28 protein-coding genes and 1 tRNA gene are annotated in these 25172 nt (G+C 41.5%); 15 read left to right on the top strand and 14 right to left on the bottom strand.

The window, feature by feature from the left end; translation table 11 throughout:
* Window positions 1-6: 6 nt before the first annotated feature.
* The 4 genes from PF027_RS06870 to PF027_RS06855 all read left to right on the top strand — a co-directional run bounded on the left by PF027_RS06870 (window position 7) and on the right by PF027_RS06855 (window position 2786).
* The gene (locus PF027_RS06870; RefSeq protein WP_270862778.1) at window positions 7-735 is read left to right on the top strand and encodes a basic amino acid ABC transporter substrate-binding protein; all 729 of its coding nucleotides are present in this window, start codon (window positions 7-9) and stop codon (window positions 733-735) included.
* Window positions 736-798: 63 nt separating this feature from the next.
* Window positions 799-1416 carry a hypothetical protein gene (locus PF027_RS06865; RefSeq protein ID WP_270872701.1) on the top strand — a complete coding sequence of 206 codons (618 nt, stop codon included), beginning with the start codon at window positions 799-801 and terminating at the stop codon, window positions 1414-1416.
* A complete protein-coding gene (gene thiE / locus PF027_RS06860) occupies window positions 1409-2023 on the top strand; it encodes a thiamine phosphate synthase (protein WP_270872700.1) in 615 nt (204 codons plus the stop codon). Before PF027_RS06865 ends, thiE begins: the two co-directional genes overlap by 8 nt.
* Window positions 2010-2786 (top strand): undecaprenyl-diphosphate phosphatase, encoded by a 777-nt coding sequence (locus PF027_RS06855; protein WP_270872699.1) that lies wholly within the window; start codon window positions 2010-2012, stop codon window positions 2784-2786. The genes thiE and PF027_RS06855 overlap by 14 nt, the downstream gene beginning before the upstream one ends.
* Before the next feature lie 134 nt (window positions 2787-2920).
* Here the strand turns inward: PF027_RS06855 and PF027_RS06850 are convergent, their stop codons facing one another.
* From PF027_RS06850 to PF027_RS06840, 3 genes are all read right to left on the bottom strand, one after another.
* Window positions 2921-3142: a hypothetical protein gene (locus PF027_RS06850; RefSeq protein ID WP_270872698.1), complete on the bottom strand. Its 222-nt coding sequence runs from the start codon at window positions 3140-3142 to the stop codon at window positions 2921-2923.
* Window positions 3143-3151: 9 nt separating this feature from the next.
* Window positions 3152-3517, bottom strand: coding sequence for a DUF6984 family protein (locus tag PF027_RS06845; RefSeq protein WP_270871492.1), 366 nt, complete (start codon window positions 3515-3517; stop codon window positions 3152-3154).
* Window positions 3518-3665: 148 nt separating this feature from the next.
* Window positions 3666-4979: an aminotransferase class V-fold PLP-dependent enzyme gene (locus PF027_RS06840; protein WP_270872697.1), complete on the bottom strand. Its 1314-nt coding sequence runs from the start codon at window positions 4977-4979 to the stop codon at window positions 3666-3668.
* Window positions 4980-5103: 124 nt separating this feature from the next.
* Here PF027_RS06840 and PF027_RS06835 point away from each other — a divergent pair, with 124 nt between their 5' ends.
* The 3 genes from PF027_RS06835 to PF027_RS06825 all read left to right on the top strand — a co-directional run bounded on the left by PF027_RS06835 (window position 5104) and on the right by PF027_RS06825 (window position 7036).
* Complete coding sequence (locus PF027_RS06835) at window positions 5104-5913, top strand: DUF234 domain-containing protein (protein WP_270872696.1); 810 nt, start codon at window positions 5104-5106, stop codon at window positions 5911-5913.
* A 71-nt stretch (window positions 5914-5984) separates the two neighbouring features.
* The gene (efp, locus tag PF027_RS06830; protein WP_270859759.1) at window positions 5985-6551 is read left to right on the top strand and encodes an elongation factor P; all 567 of its coding nucleotides are present in this window, start codon (window positions 5985-5987) and stop codon (window positions 6549-6551) included.
* Window positions 6552-6959: 408 nt separating this feature from the next.
* Window positions 6960-7036, top strand: a tRNA-Ile gene (locus tag PF027_RS06825).
* A gap of 93 nt (window positions 7037-7129) precedes the next feature.
* Here PF027_RS06825 and PF027_RS06820 read toward each other — a convergent pair.
* On the bottom strand, window positions 7130-7294 hold the full coding sequence (locus PF027_RS06820; protein ID WP_270877382.1) for a hypothetical protein: 165 nt from the start codon (window positions 7292-7294) through the stop codon (window positions 7130-7132).
* A gap of 195 nt (window positions 7295-7489) precedes the next feature.
* Here PF027_RS06820 and PF027_RS06815 point away from each other — a divergent pair, with 195 nt between their 5' ends.
* Window positions 7490-8809: a dicarboxylate/amino acid:cation symporter gene (locus PF027_RS06815; RefSeq protein WP_270877252.1), complete on the top strand. Its 1320-nt coding sequence runs from the start codon at window positions 7490-7492 to the stop codon at window positions 8807-8809.
* Window positions 8810-9490 (top strand): aspartate/glutamate racemase family protein, encoded by a 681-nt coding sequence (locus PF027_RS06810; RefSeq protein ID WP_270872694.1) that lies wholly within the window; start codon window positions 8810-8812, stop codon window positions 9488-9490.
* 82 nt (window positions 9491-9572) lie between these two features.
* On the opposite strand, the gene dnaE is transcribed toward PF027_RS06810, so the two are convergent.
* The 4 genes from dnaE to PF027_RS06790 form a co-directional block, all read right to left on the bottom strand.
* Window positions 9573-13700 carry a DNA polymerase III subunit alpha gene (dnaE, locus tag PF027_RS06805; protein WP_270877251.1) on the bottom strand — a complete coding sequence of 1376 codons (4128 nt, stop codon included), beginning with the start codon at window positions 13698-13700 and terminating at the stop codon, window positions 9573-9575.
* 463 nt (window positions 13701-14163) lie between these two features.
* Window positions 14164-14706, bottom strand: a complete 543-nt coding sequence (locus PF027_RS06800; protein WP_270872692.1) for a DJ-1 family glyoxalase III — start codon at window positions 14704-14706, stop codon at window positions 14164-14166.
* A 9-nt stretch (window positions 14707-14715) separates the two neighbouring features.
* The gene (locus tag PF027_RS06795; RefSeq protein ID WP_270872691.1) at window positions 14716-15285 is read right to left on the bottom strand and encodes a cytochrome c; all 570 of its coding nucleotides are present in this window, start codon (window positions 15283-15285) and stop codon (window positions 14716-14718) included.
* Window positions 15286-15363: 78 nt separating this feature from the next.
* Window positions 15364-16599: an OprD family outer membrane porin gene (locus tag PF027_RS06790; protein WP_270872690.1), complete on the bottom strand. Its 1236-nt coding sequence runs from the start codon at window positions 16597-16599 to the stop codon at window positions 15364-15366.
* 230 nt (window positions 16600-16829) lie between these two features.
* Here PF027_RS06790 and PF027_RS06785 point away from each other — a divergent pair, with 230 nt between their 5' ends.
* Window positions 16830-16982: a hypothetical protein gene (locus PF027_RS06785; protein ID WP_270872689.1), complete on the top strand. Its 153-nt coding sequence runs from the start codon at window positions 16830-16832 to the stop codon at window positions 16980-16982.
* Between the two features lie 4 nt (window positions 16983-16986).
* Here the strand turns inward: PF027_RS06785 and PF027_RS06780 are convergent, their stop codons facing one another.
* From PF027_RS06780 to PF027_RS06755, 6 genes are all read right to left on the bottom strand, one after another.
* Window positions 16987-17373, bottom strand: coding sequence for a hypothetical protein (locus PF027_RS06780; protein ID WP_270872688.1), 387 nt, complete (start codon window positions 17371-17373; stop codon window positions 16987-16989).
* Window positions 17374-17935: 562 nt separating this feature from the next.
* Window positions 17936-18553, bottom strand: a complete 618-nt coding sequence (gene hisG, locus PF027_RS06775; RefSeq protein ID WP_270862753.1) for an ATP phosphoribosyltransferase — start codon at window positions 18551-18553, stop codon at window positions 17936-17938.
* On the bottom strand, window positions 18550-19170 hold the full coding sequence (locus PF027_RS06770; protein WP_270872687.1) for a type III pantothenate kinase: 621 nt from the start codon (window positions 19168-19170) through the stop codon (window positions 18550-18552). Before PF027_RS06770 ends, hisG begins: the two co-directional genes overlap by 4 nt.
* Window positions 19157-19489 carry a hypothetical protein gene (locus PF027_RS06765; RefSeq protein ID WP_270872686.1) on the bottom strand — a complete coding sequence of 111 codons (333 nt, stop codon included), beginning with the start codon at window positions 19487-19489 and terminating at the stop codon, window positions 19157-19159. The genes PF027_RS06770 and PF027_RS06765 overlap by 14 nt, the downstream gene beginning before the upstream one ends.
* A complete protein-coding gene (locus PF027_RS06760; RefSeq protein ID WP_270872685.1) occupies window positions 19479-20489 on the bottom strand; it encodes an L-seryl-tRNA selenium transferase in 1011 nt (336 codons plus the stop codon). The genes PF027_RS06765 and PF027_RS06760 overlap by 11 nt, the downstream gene beginning before the upstream one ends.
* The gene (locus PF027_RS06755) at window positions 20489-21040 is read right to left on the bottom strand and encodes a hypothetical protein (RefSeq protein WP_270865388.1); all 552 of its coding nucleotides are present in this window, start codon (window positions 21038-21040) and stop codon (window positions 20489-20491) included. Before PF027_RS06755 ends, PF027_RS06760 begins: the two co-directional genes overlap by 1 nt.
* 116 nt (window positions 21041-21156) lie before the next feature.
* On the opposite strand from PF027_RS06755, the gene gatC reads away from it, so the two are divergent.
* The 5 genes from gatC to lysS are packed head-to-tail and all read left to right on the top strand — an operon-like array spanning window position 21157 to window position 25171.
* Entirely contained in the window at window positions 21157-21444 is a 288-nt protein-coding gene (gatC, locus tag PF027_RS06750) for an Asp-tRNA(Asn)/Glu-tRNA(Gln) amidotransferase subunit GatC (protein ID WP_270859743.1), read from the top strand.
* An 11-nt stretch (window positions 21445-21455) separates the two neighbouring features.
* Window positions 21456-22538 carry a type IV pilus twitching motility protein PilT gene (locus tag PF027_RS06745; protein WP_270859742.1) on the top strand — a complete coding sequence of 361 codons (1083 nt, stop codon included), beginning with the start codon at window positions 21456-21458 and terminating at the stop codon, window positions 22536-22538.
* 2 nt (window positions 22539-22540) lie between these two features.
* Window positions 22541-23209: a CvpA family protein gene (locus tag PF027_RS06740; RefSeq protein WP_270868871.1), complete on the top strand. Its 669-nt coding sequence runs from the start codon at window positions 22541-22543 to the stop codon at window positions 23207-23209.
* Window positions 23209-23676: a Fur family transcriptional regulator gene (locus PF027_RS06735; RefSeq protein ID WP_270865390.1), complete on the top strand. Its 468-nt coding sequence runs from the start codon at window positions 23209-23211 to the stop codon at window positions 23674-23676. The genes PF027_RS06740 and PF027_RS06735 overlap by 1 nt, the downstream gene beginning before the upstream one ends.
* Window position 23677: 1 nt before the next feature.
* Complete coding sequence (gene lysS / locus PF027_RS06730; protein WP_270877250.1) at window positions 23678-25171, top strand: lysine--tRNA ligase; 1494 nt, start codon at window positions 23678-23680, stop codon at window positions 25169-25171.
* Window position 25172: the final 1 nt, after the last annotated feature.

Raw genomic sequence — 25172 nt, 5'->3', positions numbered from 1 at the left:
GCAGAAATGAAAAAATTTCTTAAATTTATGTTGGCAGCTAGCTTGGTTGGCTCAATTGCTTGTGCAAAAGATGTCTATGTAATGGGCACAAACGCCGAATATCCGCCATTTGAGTTCGTAGATGAAAACTCAACTATCACTGGATTTGATATTGATTTGGTAAATGAAATTTCAAAAAGAGCCGATTTGAAAATCGAAATTTTAAATATGAGCTTTGACGGCTTAATCCCAGCGCTAAAAAGCGGCAAAATCGATCTAGCAGGATCAGGTATGAGCGCGACAGCAGAGAGAAGAAACGCTGTGGATTTCACAAATTCATACTATGAGGTTGAAAATTTATATATCAAACACAAAGACGACGATAGCCTAAAAACCAAAGACGATCTTAAAGGCAAACGCCTAACAGCGCAACTTGGCACAATCCAAGAAAACGCAATCCGCGAAATTCCTAGCGCAGATGTCAATCCAGCAGAAACCGTGTTTGCTGGCGTGCTACTAGTAAAAAACAAAAAGGTCGATGCGCTTTGCGTGGATTCATCTGTGGGCGTGGAGTATTTGAAGAAAAACGACGATATCGTGGAGTTTATGAGAGAGTCTGACGGAAGCGACGGATTTGCCTTTGCTTTCGATAAGGGCAAGTATCCTGAGCTTGTGGAGAAATTCAACAAAGCAATCGACGAGATGAAGAAAGATGGCTCATACGACAAACTTTTAGAAAAATACAACCTAAAATAATCCAAATTTGGCGCAAAATTTAGCCTTTTAAATTTTGCGCTTTTTTCTATTTAAAGGGCTTTTATGAAAAAACTGATTTTTATATTTTTATCGCTTTTGGTTACGAGTGCGTGTGCGAGAAATGATGATTTTATCGTAGCGAAATTCCTAGGCTTCGTCCAAGACGAGGATAGATTGCTTTTTAAACGGGGCAAGACAAGGCTAATGTGCAAATTTAGCGAAGTTACGCTAATTAGCGAAAAGCAAGTCGCTAAATGTATCAAAGACAAAAAAGATTTAAAAACTTTCAAAAAAGATCAAAAAAATATGATTGAAAAATTTCTCGTCCCAACCCAGCGATATTTCATAAAAATCAGAGCCGAGGGCAAAAACGAGCTGATTTGCGATATCAGCACCGAAAAGTCAAATTTGGGGCTAGATTTGGTAAGGGCTGGACTTGCTATGCCTAAAAACGACGATAAAGAGGCGTTTGTGAAGGCTAGCGTTTTGGCGATTGAGGGCGAAAAAGGGTTTTTTGGCAAAAAATATTCAAAGGTAAGCAAATGTGCCTTTGGCATAAAAGATGAGCCAAAAGCCAAACAAAGTGAGCCTAAAAAAGAGCCTAGTGCAGAGCAACCTGCGTCTAAAACCGAAGAGCCAACCCCAAACAAACCAACGATAGAAATGTCAATCAATGAGTGAAATTTACGCCCTTACCGATGATGTTTTGACGCCAAATTCTAGCGTTTTTTCGCAGGTGCGTGAAATTTTAGATAGTGGCGTCAAACTCGTGCAGTATCGCTCCAAACTCCCACGCCAAGACGAAACTCTCATCGCCTCGCTAATTTCGCTTTGCGAGGATTACGGCGCGAAGCTAATCATCAATGATAATGTCGCTTTGGCGAAAAAACTCCACGCTCACGGCGTGCATATCGGCATAGATGACGCAGATCCCGCCAGCGCGCGTGAAATTTTGGGCGCAGACTCAATCATCGGCGTGACATGTTATAGCGACATAAAACGGGCCAAAATTGCCCAAAGCTGCGGTGCGAGTTACGCTGCATTTGGGGCGATGTTTGCAAGCTCCACCAAAAAAGAAGCCCCGCTCTGCCCGCACGAAATCGTGCAAATGGCAAAGCGTGAGCTTGAAATCCCAGTTGCGATAATTGGCGGGATTAGCGAGCAAAATTTAGCTCAAATTTTGGAGCTAAACGCTGATTATATCGCGCTTGTGAGTGCGATTTACAGACCAAAAACCATTTCGCAAAACATAAAAAATTTACAAGGCATAATCAATGGATATAATTAGTGCGATAATTTTAGGCGTTGTCGAGGGGCTGACCGAGTTTTTGCCCGTAAGCTCGACCGGACACATGATTTTGGCGTCGCATTTTTTGGGCTTGGAGCAAACTGATACGCTTAAATGCTTTGAAGTCGTAATTCAGCTAGGCTCGATTTTAGCGGTAGTTTTTATGTTTTTCGAGCGCTTGAAGCAGGATTTTTCGCTTTGGGTTAAGTTAATGGTCGGATTTTTCCCCACAGCAATCATCGGCTTTTTGATGTATAAGACGATAAAATCGCTATTTTCGCCCGCCACGACTGCGTATATGCTTGTCATTTGGGGCGTGATTTTTATCATGGTCGAGCTTTTGCGAAAGAAAAATCCGCCTGTGAGCCAGAGCGAACATTTCAGCGAAATTTCATACAAACAAGCCTTTATAATCGGGCTTTCGCAGTGTTTTGCTATGGTGCCGGGCACTTCTAGATCGGGAGCGACTATTATCGCTGGGCTTCTTTGTGGGCTTAGCCGAAATTTAGCCGCCAGGTTTAGCTTTTTGCTAGCGATTCCTACGATGTTTGCGGCGACTTTGTATGATACTTACAAAAACCTTGACACCTTCGCGCAAAATTCGCAAAATATTTGGATTTTTCTGCTTGGTGGCGCGGTTGCCTTCGTGGTCGCGCTAATCGCAATCAAGCTATTTTTGAGCTTTGTTAGCAAATTTGACTTTATCCCGTTTGGAATTTATCGCATTATCGTGGGGATTTTGTTTTTGGTTGTGATTTTGTGATTTAAATTTCGCCAAATTTCGCTTCGCAAATTTTGGGATACTGCGCCGAGAATTTTATCATTTTTTATTCTTTATTTATGATTGTGGTGGGCAAGGATGCCCACCCTACGATACTAGTTCTTAGAAATACAAAATTATTCGGATAATAAAAAGCGTTTGTTTGCATAATATTCCCCATTTTTACAATAGCACTCAACTGTATCGTCAAAAATAAATTCTAAATTTTCATCAAAATCATTTACAAAATCTCTTTTGTCAATTATTTTAAAAATATTTTCTTTTATAAGCTTAGCTTTAACTGGTCGCCAAACCAACAAATCTTCATTTAAAATTTTTATATAAATTTCAGTAATCATATTTAAATCCTATTCCGGTATGAAAAATTCGTTTTCATTTGTTGGTAATTGAATCAATAAACCAGTTTCGTCTAGTTTTACTATATCAATACAATATAAACACTGTTTATTGATATATCCCAATAATATTGCTTCGCATACAATTTCATCGACATCATAAAAACGAATTTCCGAAATTATTGATGAACGATTGCTTTTTGGATCAATTTCTTGTTCATAAACAAAATCAAAACTACCACTACAATCGCCCCATTCAACTACCTTATTTGAGTATTTGAAATAAATATCCTTATAATCATCTAGTTTATTTTTAAGCAATACTTTAATTAATAGTTGCTCTTTTTTTGTCATATTTCTAATAATGCTATTATTCAACGGTTATCCTTCCTATATTGCAGCACCTTAGGGTGAGCATCCTTGCCCACCGAATTTTATATTTTTATCAAATTTCATCGTTTTTTTATCCTTTATTTATCATTATTTCAAATTTGGCGCAGTATTTTTACCTTGCAGGAGGCGAAATTTAGCAACGATATTTTCCGCTTACGAAATTTATCTTTGTGCGGATTTTGACGATTTCTTTGAGCGCGTGGGCGAGGTAGGCGATATCGTCCTCGTCATTGACCCACGAGAAGCTTGCTCGCACCCAGCTTGGTTTGGTCTGATTTACGGGATCTGGCGCAAGTCCTGTCAGATCAAATCCATACGGCGCTGCGCAGTCGCACCCAGAGCGCGTTTGGATTTCGAATTTCGAGCTAAGCACGGAGGCTAGGGCGTCAGAGGCTAAATTTTGCATATTAAAGGCGAAAATCGGCACCCTTGGCGCGCTTAAATTTCCGTAAATTTTAATCTCTTTGATTTTTGAAATTTCATCGATAAATTTCGCATTTAGTGCGCTTTCTCGCTCTTTTATCGCCGTAAATCCCACCTTGCGGCGCAAATCCAGCGCCAAATACGCCCTAATGAGCGCCGTAATCCCGGGCGTGCCCGGCTCTTCTAGCCTCTCTTTGTCGATGATGAAGCTTTGCGTGCTAAAATCAGCGTATTTTACCGCGCCACCGCCCGCAAATGTGGGCTCCGCGCCTTCTAAAAACTCTTTTTTCAGTGCCAAAATCCCGCACGCACCCACTCCGCCGATTAATTTGTGTGCGCCAAAAAACAGCCCGTCGCAAAAGCCCAAATCCACATTATCATGCGCCACAAGCGCGCTAGCGTCGATGAAAAGTTTCGCGCCGTGCATTTTCAGCGCCAAAAACACCCGCTTATAATCGACTAAAATCCCAGTGGCGTTCGAACACGCGCTAAATACGCCATAAATTTCGCGCCCTTTATTTGCGCCTAAAATTTCATTTAATTTGCCAAAATCTATAAGCCCGTCTGCACCCAGTGGCACGCGCACGAGTTCGCACAGAGCCTGACGCAGGCTGATTTCGACCGAGTGGTGTTCGTATGGTGAAATCACGATTAATGGAAATTTCGCGCGCTCATTTGTGGCGAAATTTGTCAAATTTAGCCGTTTTTTGGTATTTGGTGGCAGGTAAATGCCTAAAATTTCCCATAGCTTCTTAATCGCGGCTGTCGCGCCAAATCCGCACGAGATGAGGTAGTATCTGCCCGCACAGCCTAGCATTTCTTTGATTTTGGCGCGCGCGTTTTCGTAGTATTCGCTCGTGGTGTGGGCGTTTTCGCCGCCAAGAGAGTGTGTGTTGGCATAAGTGCGCAAAACCCGCTCGATTTCGCGCTCGATGCTATTGCACGCTAGCCCGGACGCGGCGAAATCGAAGTATTTGAGCCCCTCTTTTAGTATTAAATCATTTTTTATTTTTTCGATTTGCATTTTTTACTCCAAAATTTTGTAAATTATACCTAAACTTGCTAAAATTAGCCGTTTTAGGAGGGGTGAAATTCTAGGGTTAAAACAGACGGCTAGCAAATTTAGCCATTTAGAACTGGGTGAAATTTTGAAATTCCACTTCGTATTCGATGCTTTTGATATTTGCGCGAAATATGACGATGTATTTAGCGCGATAGAGGCTGAAATTTTGCCGAATTTTAGGGAGATTGGCGAGAGGTTTAGTTTCGGCGGCGAGTATGAAAAAGAGCTAAAACAGGCGTTGATGAAATTCGCTAGATCAGATCGCAAAAAAATCGGTGTCGCAAAGATACTGCCCCGTTTCACCGCGCAAAAAATCACGCAAATTTTGCTAGAAGCTGGGTTTTTAAATTTAGAAAAATCGCACGAAAAACGCCCTGTAAAACTGCATAAAAATGATAAATTACCACGAATTTTAAGACGCTATCAAATCACAGACAAAGTCCATTTTAACGATAATTTCTCGCGGTTTTGGTTCAGGTTTATCGAGCCAAATTTGCAAATTTTGGCGCAGGGCGAATACGAAAAAGTCATCGGCGAGATTAGGGAGGATTTCGATAATTACGCCAGTTTTGGCTATGAGATACTCTGCCGCGAACTGCTCGCGAACTACCTAAATATCGACATTTCGCAAATTTCGAGTTATTGGGATAAAAATAGCGAGATTGATATTTTCGCGAAATTTGAGGGGTTTTTAATCGTGGGCGAGTGCAAATACAAAGAGCGCAAAATCTCAAAAAATGTCCTAAACGAACTGCTCGTAAAGTGCGAAAATTCCGCGCTTGCGCCCGATATGGTGGCGCTGTTTTCGAAATCTGGGTTCTCAGGCGAGCTAGAAAAAATCAAAAATGATAGAATTTTGCTTTTTGATACTGAGGATTTTAAAATTTTACTTTGATTAAATTTGGCTAAATTTAAAGCTAAATTTAGTATAATCGCAGTTTTATGCAACCAAACTAAGGAGAAAAAATGGCTTATTCAATGGGCGATTTGAAAAAAGGTCTTAAAATCGAAGTTGATGGAATTCCGTTTAAAATCGTAGAGTATCAACATGTAAAACCGGGCAAGGGTGCGGCTTTCGTGCGCGCGAAACTAAAATCCTTCATCGACGGTAAGGTTTTGGAAAAAACTTTCCACGCAGGCGATAAATGCGAGGAGCCAAATTTAGAGCAAAAAGATATGCAATACCTTTATGATGACGGCGAGTATTGCCAATTCATGGACACAGAGAGCTACGAGCAAGTGGCAATCGCTGACGAGGATGTGGGCGAGGCGAAAAAATGGATGCTCGATGGCATGATGGTTAGCATTATGTTTTACAACGGCAAAGCGATTGGCGTGGAAGTTCCGCAAGTAGTCGAGCTAAAAATCGTCGAAACTGCGCCAAATTTCCGTGGCGATACACAAGGAAGCAACAAAAAACCAGCGACCCTTGAAACTGGCGCGGTCGTGCAAATCCCATTTCATGTGCTTGAAGGCGAGGTTATCCGCGTAGATACCGTGCGTGGCGAATATATCGAAAAAGCAAACAAATAATTCTTCCCTCCCTGATTAAATTTGGCGAATTTGCGAAATTTGTTAAATTTGCCGAATTTAGCAGGGAATTTTAAATTTAATCCTTAAAATTTGTTGTTAAATTTTGTTAAATATTCTTGCGATTTTAAACATTGCGCCGAAATTTGCTTTGCGCTTGATTTTGGTTTGGGCTAATACTGCGCCGAAATTTGTGCGATATTTTTAAGCGTGGATTGCGTGAATTATACTGCGCCGAAATGCGTGCGGTTCTTGCGTTGTAATGTATCGTGATTTGGCGCTAAAATTTGCGTGTGCAGGTTGGATTGCATATTGCATGGCAAAGAAATTTGGCGTTTGGCGAAATTTTGCGCTTTAACTCAAATTTAAGAAATTTTTTGTAAAATTACAGCTTATCCAATTTATTCAATCGGGCTCATAGCTCAGTTGGTTAGAGCATCCGGCTCATAACCGGATGGTCCCAGGTTCGAGTCCTGGTGAGCCCACCACCACACAATTTCAGCCTTTTTTATAAGCTTTTTAAAAACGATTATATAAAATTAAAAAATAAAATTCAAAGCCCCGAATTTGGGGCTTAGTGGTTATAAATTTATCGAAAATGTAAAATTTCCGTGCAGGTTACAGCGAGAGATTGCTTTTAGGGTTTTGATATCTTTTAGATTTAGTCTTGCGCTCAAAAATCCCCTGCTTGCGACTGGTTCTAACGAGGCTTTGGCTACGAGTTTATCATCTGTGTAAAGCTCAATCGCATAAATCCAGTGATCAGCGTCGCTTGGGTGGATTATTCCGCCTTATCCGATTTAAATTCGCCAAATTTATGGTGCAAAATTTAGAAAACAAACGAAATTTTAACCTTTCGTTATAAATTCAGCCCTAATTAAATTTGTTCTATGCAAATTTATTGTAAAATCGTAAGAACATTATATTTAAAAGGGGAAAAAATGTCGCAAAGTGACGCTAATGCGCCTAAAAAGCGCGGTATATTTGCATGGTATTTTGAGTCAAGCCTACTTTGGCGCATAATGATTGCGCTTGTTTTGGGTTCGGTTTTGGGTATAATTTTACCGCAAAATGCCACCGTTGGCGATACCACTTGGGTATCGATTTTAACGCCGTTTGGTGATCTTTTTGTGCGAATGCTCAAAATGATTATGGTGCCTGTAATCGTCTGCTCGTTGATAATTGGCACAAGTTCGATTGATCCGGCTCACCTTGGTAAAGTTGGCGTCAAAACGATAATTTTCTACGCGATTACGACGCTGTTTGCGATCGCGATAGGTTTGGCGTGCGGATTGATTTTCAGCCCTGGTAGTGGGTTGGAGCTAGATGCTGCCAAAGCTGTGGAAAAGAGCGCAAACGCTCCTGCGATGAGCCAAATTCTGCTAAATATTATCCCTACAAATCCATTTGAAGCTATCGTTAAAGGCGAAATTTTGCCTATTATCGCATTTTGTATTTTTGTGGGAATTGGCCTAGCGTATTGCAAAAGTAGCGACGATGAGCGCATTGCGCGCAGTGCAGATACTGTGTATGCGTTTTTTGATGGTATGAGCGAGATTATGTTTAAGGTTATCCGCTGGGTTATGCAATATGCACCAATCGGCGTTTTTGCGTTAATGTTCGTTGTGTTTAACAAAGCTGGAATTGGCGCGATTAGCTCGCTTTTGACCGTTACGATTGCGCTATATGTGGGGCTTGCAGTGCAGGTGTTTGCGATATACTGCGTGGTTTGTATGCTAATTGGCATAAATCCTGCGAAATTCTTAAAAAAAGTCCGCGCGCCTATGCTTACGGCGTTTGTTACCAGAAGCTCGAACGGCACGCTTCCGATTACAATGAGGACGGCTGATGAGGAAATGGGAATTCCAAAATCAATCTACGGCTTTGTTTTGCCTGTGGGTGCGACTGTGAATATGAACGGAACGACCGTATATTTGGGCGTTTGCACGCTTTTTATCGCTAATGCGTGCGGTATCGACCTAACCGCTCAAAACTACTTTACGATTATTATCACTTCTATGCTAGCGGCTATCGGAACAGCCGGCGTGCCTGGTGCTGGCGCGCTAATGCTACTTTTGATACTAGAATCAGTAGGTATCAGCGTAACTGGAACCGTGGCAGTGGCTTATGGTATGATACTAGGCATTGACGCGATACTAGATATGGGGCGCACATCTATGAATGTTACAGGTGATGTCGTGGCTTCATTATATGTGGCTAAAACAGAGGGCAAACTAGATGCCTCAAAATGGGAGAATTAAATGCGCAGAGTCGGAGTAATCGGCGGTATGGGACCGCTAGCAAGTGCTGATTTGTATCTAAAAACGATAGAATTAACGGGGGCTAGAAGCGATCAAGAAAATATCCCGCTTCTAATCGATAGCTATCCGCAAATCGAGGATAGGACGGCGTGCATTTTCGGCGAGGGCGAGGATCCTACGCCAAAGCTAATCGAAAGCGCAACTCGCCTTAAAAATGCAGGTTGCGAGGCGTTTGTCATGGTTTGCAATACAGCGCATTATTTCGCGCTAAGGGTTTTGGAGGCTGTGGATTTGCCGCTAATCCATATCGCAAAAAATGCAGTTAGCACGATACAAACCCGCTATCCAAATGCCAAAAAAATCGCAGTTTTAGCTACTTCTGGCACGAAAAAGGCTAGGGTGTATGATGAGCACTTAGAGAATGCTGGATTAATCAGCGTAGAGCTTGGCGAGGAAAATCAAGCTAAGTTAATGGATTGTATTTACAAAGGTGTGAAAGCCGGCAAAACCGCAGAATATGTGGAGCTTTTTAAAAGCGTGTTAGATAGCATTGACGCTGATGTTTATATCGCTGGCTGCACGGAGATTCCGCTGTTTTTGCCACTTATTGAGACGGATAAGGTTTTCCTTGACGCTACGCTTGAACTTGCGCGCGCGATTGTGGAATTTGCCCGTTCGTAGCCAAATTTAATCAAATTTAATAAATTTAGCCCAAATTTTGGGCTAAATTTCAAATTCTTAAAATTCGTAAATTTCAGAAATTTCATGCAGCTAAAATTTCGCCCACTTTCTCGCCAAAATCGTCGCCGACGATGTATTCGGTAGGATAGATCAAAACCTCGTTTTCAAACCTCACACGCAAAATTAGCCGTTTGGAGTTTTTCAAATCCCTGTCGTTGAAGGCTAGGGAGTAGATTTTTTGAATTTTGTCGCGGTTTAGCTCGCTAGCACTTATTTCAAACTCGAAATCCACGGCCTTTTTGCGCTGTTCTTCGCGCTCTTTTTTGCTTTGTTGCAAGGCCACAAGTGCTGCGTTTTCGCCCTTTTCAAAGCCATTATCGCTAAAATTTCGCCTCTCTTTGCGCGCAGAGCCGCCATAAGCCTTCGCTTCGCTAGGGGCGTAGTTTTCGATATTTCGCGCCTCATCGAGCGATAAAATTTCATCTAGGTAAATTTGATATTTTCCGCCGTAAGTTCCTGTGTTTTTCGCAAGCCTTACCCAAAATGCCAGCGGGCGTTCTAGGTCGCTATCGCTTAGGGCTAGCACGCTTTCGCACACATCGCCAAATGCCGCGACTTCGAAGCTTCCTGATAAATCGAGTATGGTTAAATTTGCCATTTGCGAGCCAGATTTTGTGGTGCGAGAATTTACGCTTTCGATTTTGCCGATACACAAAAGCTTCATTGATGAGCCATCATTTTGCAAAATTTCATCAAATTCGCTCGATTTGCTGTGTGCGATAGGCGAAATTTCGCTTTCAAAAACTTTGAGCGGATTTCCTTGTAAAAATACGCCAGAGCGCGGTCTAAACCCAGCGTCTTTGGCGTTTTCTAGGCTTAGCATTGAAAGGAAGGAAACTTGATATGCTCCCTCGCCAGCGGCACTTTTGCTGATTTTTATCATAAAAGCGTATGGTTTTTCAAGCTCAGCAGGGCTTAAATTTTCGATAGTTTTTAGCGTGTTATCAAATACGGCTAGTTCATACGAGCCGTGCAAATCCAAAATGGTCAAAATTCCCATTTTTTTGCCAGTTTTTGTGATACGAGTAGTGATATCCTCAATCCGCCCAACGCTTAAAATTTCGGCATTATCGCCCGTAATCTCGCCAAATTGCGATGAGAGCAGGTAATCTATACCGCTCATTTGCTCTTTATAATCATCGAGCGGGTGGCCTGAGAGATACACGCCCACGGTTTGTTGCTCGAATTTTAAAATTTCACTTTGCGCAAATTCCTCGGCATTTTCCACGAAGCTTACTTTTATCCCCTCGGTCATCTCCTCATCTTCGCCAAATAGCGAGCTTTGAGCGTCTTTTTTGATTTCTGTGATTTTTTTCATCACATCTAGGATATTTTCCATGTTTTGGATAATCGCAAGCCTAGTTTTACCCAAACAATCCATCGCGCCGCCGTAGGTTAGGGACTCTATGACCTTTTTATTGACCTTGAAATTATCCACTCTGGTGGCAAAATCATCGATATTTTCAAAAAGCCTTTCGTTTTGAAGCTCCAAGATATTTTCAATCGCAGCCGAACCCACGCCCTTAATCGCGCCAAGTCCGTAGATGATAGACTGGCCTGATTCGCTTGCCTCGTCGTCGATTACGCTAAATCCGCGCAAACTTTGGTTGATTGAGGGCTGTTTAAGGCCGATTCCTAGGCGCTTGGCTTCGTCTATGTATTTGGCGACTTTATCTGTGTTTCCCTCTTCTGATGTGAGCAAACCAGCCATAAATTCGGCTGGATAGTAGGTTTTAAGATAGGCTGTTTGAAATGTAATCATCGAATAAGCCGCCGCGTGGGATTTGTTAAATCCATAAGAGGCAAATTTCATAATCATATCAAATAGCTCGTTTGCCTTAGCGACATCAAAGCCGTTTGTCTTAGCACCCTCTAAATACTGCTCTCTCATGTGAGCTAGCTTTTTTTCGTCCTTTTTACCCATGGCTCTACGCACCAAATCGGCTTCGCCAAGCGAAAATCCGCCGATAGTTTGCACTAGCTGCATGACCTGCTCTTGATAGACGATGATTCCATAAGTCGGCTCTAAAATTTCCTTGATTTGCGGGAACATATACGAGGCTTCCTCGCGTCCGTGTTTTATATCGATAAAGCGCGGGATTAGATCCATTGGACCTGGGCGATATAGCGAAATCATCGCGATGATATCCTCAAATCTATCTGGCTTTAAATTTACGGCTAAATCCTGCATGCCAGCGCCCTCGATTTGGAAAATTCCAAGCGTGTTGCCTGATTGGATTGTTTTATAAGTCGCAGGGTCGTTAAAATCTATTTTTTCCCAGATTATGTCTTTATCATATCGCCTTTTTATGAGTTTTAGCGCGCTGTCGATGACATCGAGAGTTTTAAGCCCTAAAAAGTCAAATTTGATGAGATCCACATCTTCTAGGTAGTTTTTCATATACTGCGTGACGATACGCGCGTCATCGCCTTTATCTTGCTTGAAAAGTGGAGCCTTGTGCCATAGCTCCTCGTTTGAGATAACCACGCCTGCTGCGTGCATGCCAGCGTTGCGGTTTAAGCCCTCTAATTGAAGCGCGAACTCCCATACCTGCGCGGCTGTGGGGTCGCTTTGCAAAAGCTCGGCGATTTTTGGCTCTTGCTCGTAAGCACCCGGTTTGTATTTATCACTACTTGGATCGCCGACGCCAGTTAGGGTTACGCCGGGACCTTCTGGGATTAGTTTTGCCATTTTGTCAGCTTGTGAGAGAGGCATATCACATACTCTGGCGACATCACGGATTACGCCACGAGCTAGCAATTTACCAAAGGTCGCTACTTGGGCGACATTGTATTTGCCATACTGCTTTATGACATAATCAATTACTTCGCCACGCCTTGCTTGACAAAAATCCACATCAATATCTGGCATAGAGATACGAGCAGGGTTTAAGAATCGCTCGAAAAGCAGGTTATAAGGTATCGGATCTAGGTCTGTGATACGAAGCGCATACGCACAAATCGAGCCAGCCGCAGAGCCACGGCCGGGTCCTACTGGGATATCGTGGTCTTTGGCCCAGTTGATGAAGTCTTGCACGATAATCATATAGCCTGAGAAGTGCATGCTTTTTATGATTTCAAGCTCTTTGTTTAATCTTTCTTCGTAAATTTGGTGTTTTGCCTCATCAATAAATTTTAATCTCTCTTTCAAACCCTCACGGCATAGATAATCAAACAAAAAATCATCATTGGCAAAGCTATATCTAGCCTCTGGCTCAGGCAGGCTTAGGCCGTGTTTGCTAGCGTATTCGAGGGTAAATTTGAAATTTGGCGGTGTGGGCGCGTAGCCCTTTTCTTCGAAAGCAAAGTGCAAATCGCACTTTTCGACTATTTCTTGCGTATTTGTGATGACCTCTGGCATATCTGCAAAGAGCCTTTGCATTTCCTCATCTGATTTGACATAAAATTCGCTTACGACATGTTTTAGGCGATCTCCGTCGTTTATGGTTTTGCCCATGGCTATGCACTGATACACATCGTGGGCTGTGGCGCGCTCTTTGTAGGCGTAGTGGGCGTCGTTTGTGGCGATGAGTTTGATATCAAGCTCGCGCGCTATGCGGATTAGATCTTTTTCGACATTTAGTTGCTCGCCGATACCGTGTCGCATGATTTCTAGGTAAAAATCATCGCCAAAAATCTCTTTGTATTCTGCGGCGGCCTTTTTGGCGGCTTCGTATCCGCCTGCGCCTCGTTTTAGGTTTCGTTCGCTTAAATTTAGGTGAAACTCAACCTCGCCCGCAAGACAAGCAGATGAGCAAACAAGCCCCTCGCTATGCTCGCGAAGTAGTTTTTTGTTTATGCGTGGGTAGTAGTAAAATCCGTTTAAAAAGGCTTGCGAGCTAAGATACATTAGGTTTTTGTAACCGATTTCGTTTTTGGCTAGCAAAATTAGGTGGAAGCGATTTTTGTCGCTTTTATCTCCGATATCATCGTGGTTGTGGATATAGGCTTCGATACCGATTATCGGCTTTATGCCGTTTTTGCGCATGGTTTGGTAAAAATCGATCGCCCCAAACATATTGCCGTGATCTGTGATTGCGCAGGCTTTGGCGCCACGCTCGGCTAGGATTTTGGCTAGTTCGCTGACTTTGTTGGCCCCGTCAAGCAATGAGTATTCTGTATGCAGGTGTAAATGTGTGAATTCGCTCATAAAATTTCCTTTGATTTTGCGCTCATTTTAGCAAAAAGGGGTTAAATTTTGGCTTTTTGGAATTTGGAGAATTTGCTTTGTGTTATCGCTGTGTTTTGGCAGACACTGCGCCGAATTTGTTATGCAAGTAAGCAATTGATTTGCCTCTAATTTGTCATTGCGAGGCGATTTATCGCCGAAGCAATCTACGACTTTAAAATTCTTTGCGCTAAATTTGCTGTCATTGCGAGCTTTCGCAGAAAGCGAAGCAATCCAGTAAAATTTAAATTCAAAATTCAACCTAAATTTAGCATTGAACGATTTATAAAATTTTTGCAAAATTTGATAAATTTTGCAAAAACATTGAGCTCAAATTTCATATTCGTAGATTGACACGAATTTTGCTAACGCAAAATTCTCGCAATGACAAATCAAGCGTAAATTTTGCCTAATTTATCATTGAGAGTTAGTGAAAATATTTGTTTTAGTTAAAAAGTAGCTCGGATTTTAGTGTGCTAAAAGCTTGCTCGCCTTTTAGTTCGCGCACGATTGCGAGTGCGAACTCCATTGCAGTGGCTGGACCACGAGAGGTAATGATATTTTTATCTATTATGACATTTGCGTTAGCGGTGTAGCCAGCGTGCGCGACCGTGCCCTCGAAGCCCGGGTAGCAGGTGTAGCTATCCTTTAAAACACCGGCTGTGCCAAGAGCCCAAGGTGCAGCGCAGATCGCGCCAATTTTTTTGCTGGCTTTGTCAAATTCACGTAAAATTTCGCCTAGTTTTTCGCTTTTTGCCAAATGCTCGGCACCCGGCAAACCGCCCGGCAAGACTATCATTTCGTATTCGTTAATGTCTAAATTTACGAGCAAATCATCGGCGATGATTTCCACGCCGTGCGAACCTGTAACGCATTTTTTCTCTAAACCGAGAAATTTCGCGTCAATCCCAGCTCGTCTTAGCAAATCAACCACGCTTATTGCTTCGATTTCCTCGAAGCCATTAGCTAAAATAACGGCTACTTTCATTTTTTTCCTTTATTTTAGATATGAGCCTTGCTCGCTTGGAGTGGTCGAAATATCGGTATTGCCACCACGCGCAGAGCTTGAACCGCCGGGCAAAAATGAAGTGTCGCCCTTCAAAAATGCGATGATATAGCCTATCTCTGTCGAGGTTGTAGATAGTGCGATAGGGTTCATCAAAAAGGCTTTTTTGCCACCATATTCATAATCTGAGCCGTAGTCGCTAATCGCCATAGCTATTTCGCCTGCGGATAGATTTTTGATTTTTTTAGATACGCCGTGAGCGCGCTTTTCGCCGTTTGAGCCGTGGCATGAGGCGCATTTAGCAGCGAAAATCTTAGCTCCCTCTTCTTTGGCAGCGGCAGGGTTATGCTTAATACTATTTAGCACGCGACCTTTTGAGCCGTCGTTTTTATAGACATTGACTGTGATATTTTCGTCTTTGGAATGCTTTTCGATGAGGGATTTTAGCTCTTTTGCGAACTCGCCTTTTGCCTCAAACACATAGCTTTCTTCTGGCTCATTAGCCCCCAAAAGCGCACACGCGCAAAAACATGCTAAAAACGAAAGTTTTAAAATCTTCATTTGATACCTTGTCGATAGAATTTAAAAAGGGCGAGGTTTTGCCCTCGCCCTAGGATTATAACTAATCAGAGTAAATGATTAGAAAGCGTATCTAGCTTGGAAGCGGATAAAATCTTGTTCTTGATCTTTGCCGTCCGCGCCACTTTTTTCTAGCTCAGCGTGTGACCAGAAAGTTTTGAAGCTAAGTTTTTTGTTGTATTTGTAATCAGCTCTTACAACTGTTTCCCAGCCATCTGTATCAGTTCCGTTAAGACCATTAAATTCGCCACCTACATAATCAACACCTAGTCTTAGACCAGTATCTGGAATAGTGTAGCCAAGTGTAGCATACCATGCCCAGTTGTCACCTGCGAAATCTGTATAGCCGATTAAAGCTTCGCCTGCGCCAAGGAAAGAAGTGTCATCTTCAAATGATACTCTTGAATGTGTAGCAGCATCTGTGTCATATTTAACATAACCAACGCTTGCATCGAAACCAAACAAATCTGCGCTAGCCTCTACGCCGAAGTAATCAGCATCATCAACAGCACCGCCACCGTTAATGCTTGTGTATTGTCCGTCGAAATCAGAGAAAGCGTATTGAGCTGTCAAACCTAGGTTGATATCCTCTGTAACATCGAAGCTTAGACCAGCTTCAACTGCGAATAAATCAACAACATCCTCTAAGCTAGCATACCATAGTTGGAAAGATACTGGATCATAAGAACCGATAGCAGCTACGCCCCATAGGTTGTGTTGGTCTAGCTTTTTACCATCTGGTGCAAGTGTTGCAACTTCTGCATTCATAGCGATATCGCCATCGCTCTCTAATGCATCCATATATAGAGCTGCAAGAGTCAAGCCCTCGATATCTTGATTGACGACTTTCAAACCATCACCATACATATCGTCTGTGAAGAATGCGCCTATTTTTTGGCGACCTAGTTGAACTGTTGTGCCACCGATTTTATATCCTAGGTATCCTTGGTATAGATCAAATTTTGTTGTATCAGCATTAGTTGTTTTACTTTCTGCCCAGTCACCATCGTGAGCATAGCGGATACCAGCCACGAAGAAGAAGTTGTCATCGATTTTTGTATTTACATTAACAACGCTTTTGAATCTCCATCTGTGATCATTGCGTCTTGCAGCATCAGCTTTATCACCAGCTTCGCCAGCAAATTTATTGTCATTTTTAGTGCTATCAACACGCATCCAAGCGAAACCGCTTACATCTACATCTTTGATTGCATCTTCTAATGCCACAGCACTTGCTGATGTAGCAAATGCACCTGCTGCTAATGCAGCTGCTAAACTAAGTTTGAATAATTTCATTTGAACTCCTTGTAAAAGTTATGGTCGTAATAGTAGCACAAAATACTAAATTATTTGCTTAAAACAATCTTAATTTTACTGAAATATAACCATTTTGTTACCGAGTATTAACCAAAATCGCTGAATTTTGCATAAAAAAAGCGAGACGCCCTTGCGCCTCGCAAATATTGAAAGGAGTTTGATTTCGATAGGGTGATTGTAGCTAAATTTGAGTAAATATATGGCAACAAATGAGAATTATTTTTAATAGTAAAAAATTTGCAGTTAAGCTAAATTTGGCTGATAAAATTCATAAAATTTATGCAAAATTTATAATTTTTGGCGCGAAATTTGCCCTTTTTGTTAATTTTGCGTTAAATTTAAAGGGCGAAATTCGGGCGTAAGTTATCAAAAACTGATTTTTTCCTCGGTTGGGGCTTTGATATTTTCGTTTTTGTGGAGCTGTTTTTTGATGATTTTGGTCGGTGTGTAGCTCTCTTTCTTGCCAGGGGTGATTTTGCGAGAGAGTATTTGCGCGCTAGAAACGGTGCCGTTTGTAACGCTGATGAGTGCGACATCGCCTGGGTTGGCGAAGTATTTATTTGATTTGGCACTGCATTGCTCGCTACCATTTATAAATTTATATGTATATGCGACTTTGCTCTGTCTTGTGTAGCTAGAAATCTGCATTTTGCTGGCGGTGGTGTCTGGGCAAAGTGGCGTGGTGCGTGGCGCGAAAAAGGCGCAACCTGTGAAGCTTAGCGCGATTAGGCAGGGTAGGATTAGGTTTTTCATTTTTTTCCTTTTTTAAATTTTGGTTTTTAATTTTAAAATTTTTTGGGAAAAATTGCAAATTTTGCCTATTTTGTCATTGTGAGGAGCTGTTTTACAGCGCCGAAGCAATCTATGAGTAAAAAATTTAAATTTTGCAAATTTGCTGTCATTGCGAGCGAGTGTAACGAGCGAAGTAATCCAGTAAAATTTAAAGCAAAATTCTATTTAAATTTTGCATTGAACGATTTTTTAAATTTAGCTGGTTTTATTTTTCGTTACGGCTTGCTGTGCTGGATTGCTTCGTCGCTGTAAAACAGCTCCTCGCAATGACACGGATTAGAGTTTTTAAAAACGCTAAAAAGAGACAAATTTGCGTAATAGTTATTAAATTTGTCTTTAAATTTTATTTCCCATACCTGATGGATTAGGTGTAAATTTAATTATTTTTCTTTTTTATATGGCAACATAGAGTAAAGAATAGTGCAAAATACAACTATCGTAGCAAAAAAATAGAGAATTTCAACAATACTTTTTTGAGCCAAATATGTAATAACATAAGAAAAAGAAATTATTAAAAAATCCATTATTTTCCTGCGATTTCTTTTGCAATTTTGTCGCGCAAATCTAAAATTTCATCTCGTTTGATGACAAAGCTATTTTTGTTGGCGATGAGGTGCGCTGAGCTGTGCATGATAACCTCGGCGACTTTAAGGCCGTTTTGCTTCATCGTAGCGCCTGTTTCGACCACATCGACGATAGCGTCTGATAGCCCTATAATCGGAGCTAGCTCGATTGAGCCGTATAGTTTGATGACCTGAGTAGCGACGGCTTTGGTGGCGAAGTATTCGCGCGTGATATTTGGCATTTTGGTTGCGATTTTGATACCTGGGGTGTTGTAATCAAGCTCGGTTTCGTTTGGCACGCCTACGCAGACTCTGCATTTGCCGATTTTGAGATCTAGCAGGCGCAAAACATCTGGTTTGTGCTCTTCGAGCACATCTAGCCCCACTACGCCGATATCTGCTGCGCCTCCGACGACATAGGTAGGAATGTCTTGGTTGCGGACATAAAGAAATTTAAAATCACCCTCTTGCATGATTAATTTGCGGTCTTCAAAGGCAAATTCTAGCCCAAAAATGCTTTTAAAAATTTTGAGTGTATCATCGGCAATGCGACCCTTTGGTAGCGCAATCGTAATCATAAAAGTCCTTTTTGTGAGATTAAATTTTTCATAGCGCGGAAAATCAAATCCCTATCATAAACGCCGTTTTTGAAATGTCGCATTAAAAACGCGCCGTCCCCGCCGGTAAAGTGTATGCGTTTATCGCCGGCAATGTCGGCTATGGCTAGGATTGTGGGCTTGAAAATGCCGTAATTCACGGCGTCGCTTGTTTTTTGTGGAAGCGAGTCTAGGGAAATTTTCGTCGAGAGATTGACATCTAAAACAGATGAAATTTCGCCATAAGTGCGAAGCATAGCGTGGATTCCAGGCAGGATAAATCCGCCAAGGTGGGTGCCACCTTCCATGACATCGACCGTGATAGCGCTGCCTGCATCGACGATGACACCGGTTTCGACCATACTGCACGCGACGATTCTATCGATTCCTAGCCCTTGGTAGGTGGTGTTTATGTGGAAATGGTGCGTAATGTCGATAAATAGGGGATTGTTTAGCTTGCGTTGCACTCTGGCATTTACATTTATACAATACACTCTCTCGATTGGTTCGTAGTTCAAAAACTCGTCGATACCCATAGCAAAGGTTGTGCCGTTATCATAAAATTTGGCATTTGTGTTGCCGATATCACATAAAAGCATAGGTTTTAAATCCGTTTTCTTCTAAAAATTTTTTACTTTTTGAGCAAATTTGGCTGTTGTGGAACAAAACTCGTTTTTTGATAGTTTTGCCTAAATTTGCGCAAATTTGTTCGGTTAAATTTAATAAAAATTCGCTATCTCGCATAATGAAGCGAGATGATGCCTCGCGCATGAAAATCAGGGTATTAAACCCAGATAAATCCACGCCAAAATAGGCGCTGTATGCGTGAGAGCGAGTGAAAATTTTCAAATCTATGGTTTTGAAATTTTTAAGCAAAATTTCATGGCTAACCATGAGATTGGAAATTTTACTTAGCAAAATTTAGCACTTTATCATCGTAGTAAAATGATGAATTTGCGCTAAATGCGCGAGAGTCAATCTCATCATTTAGCTCAAAAATCGCCTCGCTTTGCAGATTTTTATCCGTGCGGATAACAAAACCTGTGCGCTCCACGATATAAAGGTATTCCCCGCTAAATACACCCTCTAATAGCTGAGCGAAGGTAAATTTGCGAGATTTTATTAAATTTAGGTTTTTATCCAAAAGCTCGACCGTGCCGTCTTTTAGCAAAAGATAGATTCTATCGCCGTCAAATAGGACATTTCTAATGTCGCGGTTGTAGGTTTTGTTGCCATTTGGGCTGATGAGAACTAGCCTTGTGCCTGTGCCTGCATAAAGGTCGTCGCCACGGGCTTGAAGCGTGGTTATGTTGTTAAAAAATGGTTGATTTGATACGACGAAATCCCTCACAGAGCGGCCACCTGTGCGCTCTACGATATTTACTAAGCCATCAAGGGCTGGGTAGGCTACTAATTGGTTGATAAAAAGTGGAGCGGCTGTGCGTGAATCTATGGCAAATGCGTCGCCGATTTTATCATCTAGCACCATAGCACCCGAGCTTAGGCGAAAGAGCATTACGCTATTATCGCTCATCACAAGTGCTAAATCATCGCCGTCAATCGCGCCACTTAGGGCATAGCGTTTGAGATCTCGCTCAAATTTCACACTGCCATCGCTACCCAAAACCCTAGTCGTGCCGTTTGTGTCTGTGGCGATGAAATTTCCATTATACTCGCCTAAAAATCGCTCGTTTTTGTTAAGTTTGATATTTTCATTTACGCCTGATTTGGTGATAACTGCGCCGTTTGATAGTGTGGCGCCCTCTTTGGCAGCATAGACAATCTCTGCTGGAAGCGAGCCGTTAAAGGCCATTTTGCCTGTGATATTGTCATCGCCTGGGTCGAAATACTGGCGTTTGGTCGAACAACCGAAAAATAAAAACGAAAGCAGAAGTGTAAATATGATTGATTTTTTCATTATTTATTTCCTTTGTAATGTTTTAAATTTAACGCTAAATTTCGCACTGGCGAATCTATGGCGATTTTGTCAAATTCGGCGTTTGCGGCCTCGATTTGACCTGTTTTTAAAAGCTCGTATCCCTTTACGATAGCGTCGTAATCGTTAAGTAAAAGCGGGCTTTGTTTGCCGTTTTGCACGCTGATAATCTCTTTTAGCAAGTAATCGACCTTGCTATCGCTTCCAAGAGCTGTCAAATCATCGGCTGTGCCGTGATTTAGCATATATAACGCGTATAGATTGAAATCTTTGTCTTTTAGCTTGGCTAATTTTGCGTCATCTCGCGCCTCTAAAAGCTCTGAGTATAGTTCGTTCGCGCTGTTTATGCGAGAATTTTGGATAAATTCGTTCGCCCAGTATCCTACGAAAATCACCATTATAAGGGTAGCGAAAAAGATTAAAGGTTTTTTGTATTTTTTAATGAAAATTTCGCTTTTGATAACGCCTTCTAAAAACTGCTCTTCTGTGCCTATTTCTTTTTTAACGCCTTCGATGTCGTCTTTTAAAGCCAAAGTAGTATCCTTTTGTGATTAAATTTGGCGGTAATTGTAGCATAAAAAAATTTAAATATGCCCAAAGACAAGAATTTTTATGATATAATGTCGCATTTATCAGAAAAGGAAAATTTATGATAATAGATGAAATTTTATTATCAAGGCTCGAAAAATTAGCTGCTTTAAAAATCCCTGATGAAAAACGAAATGAGTTTATCGGTCAGTTAAATAAGGTAGTAGATTTTGTCGAAATTTTAAACGAATTAAAATTAGATGGTGAGGAAGTAGCCATAACTACTTTAAAGGGCGGAACTCCGTTTCGCGAGGATGAGCCACGCGCTAGCGATGTTCGCTCTATTATCCTAGGGCATGCACCTTCAAGCGAGGGTGATTATTTTGTAGTGCCTAAAATTATTGATTAGAAAGGAAAAATATGGAAGATCCAAGAAAAAATTTAGTAGATATCGAAACCTTATTAAAGACAGTTGTTTTTAATAAAGCTTCTGACTTGCACCTAGTTTCTCGCTCAGCACCGCAAATTCGCATCGACGGAACGCTTCGTCCTTTGGCTATGGATAGCCTTAGCGGAAGTGATATCGAGTATATTTGCTATGCGATGATTACAGATCAACAAAAAAGCGATTTAGAGGAAAACAAAGAGCTTGACTTCGCGATTGAGTTGCCAAATATCGGACGCTTTCGTGGAAACTACTATTACACTATGAACGGCGATTTGGCCGCTGCGTTTCGTATTATTCCTATCGATATCCCTAGCCTTGATGATTTGAAGGCTCCAAGCATTTTTAAAGAGGTTGTAAAACGCGAAAAGGGTATGATTTTAGTCACTGGTCCGACAGGATCTGGTAAATCAACGACTTTGGCAGCTATGCTAAATGAAATCAACGAAAAAGAGCGAAAGCACATTATCACAGTTGAGGACCCTGTGGAGTTCGTGCATCAAAACAAAAAATCTCTATTTTCTCACAGAAATATCGGCACGGATACACACTCTTATGCGCAAGCTTTGAAATTCTCGCTTCGTGAGGACCCTGATATTATCCTAGTCGGTGAGATGCGTGATAGGGAGACGATTTCTATCGCGATTACTGCGGCTGAGACAGGACACTTGGTTTTTGGCACACTTCACACAAACTCAGCAATCCAAACAATCAACCGTATCATCGATAGCTTCGACGGCGGCGAGCAACTTCAAGTGCGAAACATGCTTTCAGTTTCGCTAACTGCGGTTATTTCGCAATCTTTGCTTCCAAAGCTTGGTGGCGGTCGTATTGCAGTGCATGAAATTTTGATTAACAACAACGCGGTTGCCAACCTAATCCGTGAAAACAAAGTTCATCAAATTTACTCACAAATGCAACTTAACCAACAAAGCACTGGTATGATTACGCAAACACAGGCTATGGTTAAGGCAATCAGAGCAAATCAAATCGCCAAAGAAACGGCATTGCGCTACTCTACAAATTTACAAGAGCTTATCGGCGTTGTGGGTGCGTGATTATGGAAGGTATAAATTGGTTTGACGCCATTGTAGTGGGCCTGATAATCCTTTTTGGATTAAGGGGTCTTACAAATGGCATTATGAAGGAAATTTTTGGAATTTTAGGTTTGATTGGTGGTTTGTGGATCGCTGTGCGCTACAAAGAGATGGCAGGGGCGTGGATAGCTAGCAAAGTCCCTGCATTGCAAAATGCAAATGGAATTTTCTCCGGCGATACTACTCAGACTTTAATCGGATTTTTGGCTGTGCTTTTTGGCGTGTGGATAATCTGCCTGATTTTGGGTGAGATTATCTCAAAACTCTTTAAATGGAGTGGGTTAGGATTTGTCGATAGAATCGGTGGATTTGCATTTAGTGTGGCTAAAATTTTCTTAATTTTTGCCGTTATCGTAACCTTTGCAAGAGGTCCTATGATGCTAAACGAGCAGACAAAGAAATTTTTCGAAACTAGCGCAGTCGCTCCGGTGCTACTAAGCGTGGGCAAGTGGATTATGGATTTAAAAGACGACCCAGTAGTCAAAGAAAATTTGCAAAGCTTAGAGCAAAAAGCTAGTGAAATTTTAACCCCAAGCGAAGATAATACGACAGAAATTCAAAACAATATTTCAAACGAGGTTTTTGATATCAATCAAAGCTTGGATTTAAATGTAAGTGAAGGGAGATTGTAATGGACGCTAAAATCGAAAATTTGGAATTTGACGCGCTTTTGCTTGAATTTAAAAAAGCACTTAGCGATAATGGCTTAAAATACACAAAACAGCGCGAGGTTTTGCTAAGAACGCTTTATAATAGCAATACGCACTTTACGCCAGAGGCTTTGCACAGCGAAATCAAAGCGAAAAATCCTGAGCTAAATGTAGGTATCGCCACAGTGTATCGCACGCTAAATTTGCTCGAAGAATCAGGCATGGCGACATCGATTACTTTTGGCGCGCAAGGTAAGAAATTTGAACTTGCAAATAAGCCTCACCATGACCATTTAATTTGCAAAAGTTGCAATAAAATCGTCGAATTCCGCGACGCTAGTATCGAGAAAAAACAAATCCAAATCGCCAAAGAAAATGGCTTTGTCCTAACTGGCCATATTATGCAGCTTTACGGAATCTGTGCTGATTGCGCGGCAAAAAGGAAATAATTTGTTCGACTCACAATTAGAAATCCAAAGAATAGATAAATCAAACGAATTGCGAAATTTAGGGGTAAATCCATACCCTCATTTTTTAAAACGAGATATGAAAATCGTAGAATTTCGCGAGAAATTCGCTAGTATTGCAAATACAGAAGAAAAAAAATCAGATGAGATTGTCGTTTTAGCAGGGCGTTTGAAACTAAAAAGAGTTGCGGGCAAATCGACATTTGCAAATATTGAAGACGAAAGCGGAAATATTCAAATTTATTATTCGCGCGACAGTATCGGCGAGGAAGATTACGCTAAATTTAAGAAAAATCTCGAAGTAGGCGATATCATCACCGTTACAGGATACGCCTTTATCACGCAAACTGGCGAGTTTTCGATACATGCCTCAAATATCAAACTAGCTTCAAAAGCGATTTCTCCACTACCTGAGAAATTTCACGGCCTAGTAGATATCGAAATGAGATACCGCCAACGCTACCTCGATATGATAATGAACCCAGAGGTTAGAAGCGATTTTATCAAACGCTCTGTCATAATCCGTGAAATTCGCAACTTTTTTGAGGCGCATGGATTTTTGGAAGTAGAAACTCCGATGATGCACCCAATCGCAGGTGGCGCAAACGCGAAGCCTTTTATCACGCACCACAACGCTCTTGATGTGGATAGATACCTGCGAATCGCACCTGAACTTTATCTAAAACGGCTGATTGTAGGCGGTATGGAAGCTGTTTTTGAAATCAATAGAAATTTTCGCAACGAGGGCATGGATTTAACGCATAATCCCGAATTTACCAGCATTGAGTTTTACTGGGCATGGCATGATTATAATGATGTCATGGATCTGACACAAAATTTAATCTGGGCTGTGATGGATAAGCTAGGACTTGATAAAAAGCTTCAATACGACGAGCTTGAAATCGACTTTACTAAGCCTTTTGCGCGCATAAAATACCTTGACGCGCTGGTCGAAATAGGCGGATTGGATTCTGAGATTATAAATGATAAAGACAAAATTTTAGCAAAGCTTAAAGCCGATAAATTCGAAGTCAATGAAAAGCTAGATTTGGGCCACTTGCAAAGCGAACTTTTCGATAATTATGTCGAAGCCAAGCTCATAGATCCGACCTTTATCGTGGATTTTCCTATCGAGATTAGCCCGCTTGCAAGAAGGAGCGACGAAAATCCAAAAATCGCCGAGAGATTTGAGCTATATATCGCTGGCAAGGAGATTGCAAACGCATTTAACGAGCTAAACGATCCGCTTGATCAATTTGAGAGATTTAAGGCGCAAATCGACGCCAAAAATGCAGGCGATGACGAGGCGCACGAAATGGACGCTGATTATGTCAAAGCACTAAGTTATGCTATGCCACCTACCGCTGGTTGGGGGCTTGGGATTGATAGATTGGTGATGATTTTATTAAATAAAAAATCGATTCGCGATGTTATTTTGTTTCCAGCTATGAAACCGTTAAATTCAGATAAGGAGTAAA

Source organism: Campylobacter sp. VBCF_01 NA2, assembly GCF_027797205.1.
Lineage (GTDB): Bacteria > Campylobacterota > Campylobacteria > Campylobacterales > Campylobacteraceae > Campylobacter_B.
The sequence above is the reverse complement of the archived record's forward strand: the minus strand, read 5'-3'. Positions and strand labels throughout refer to the sequence as shown.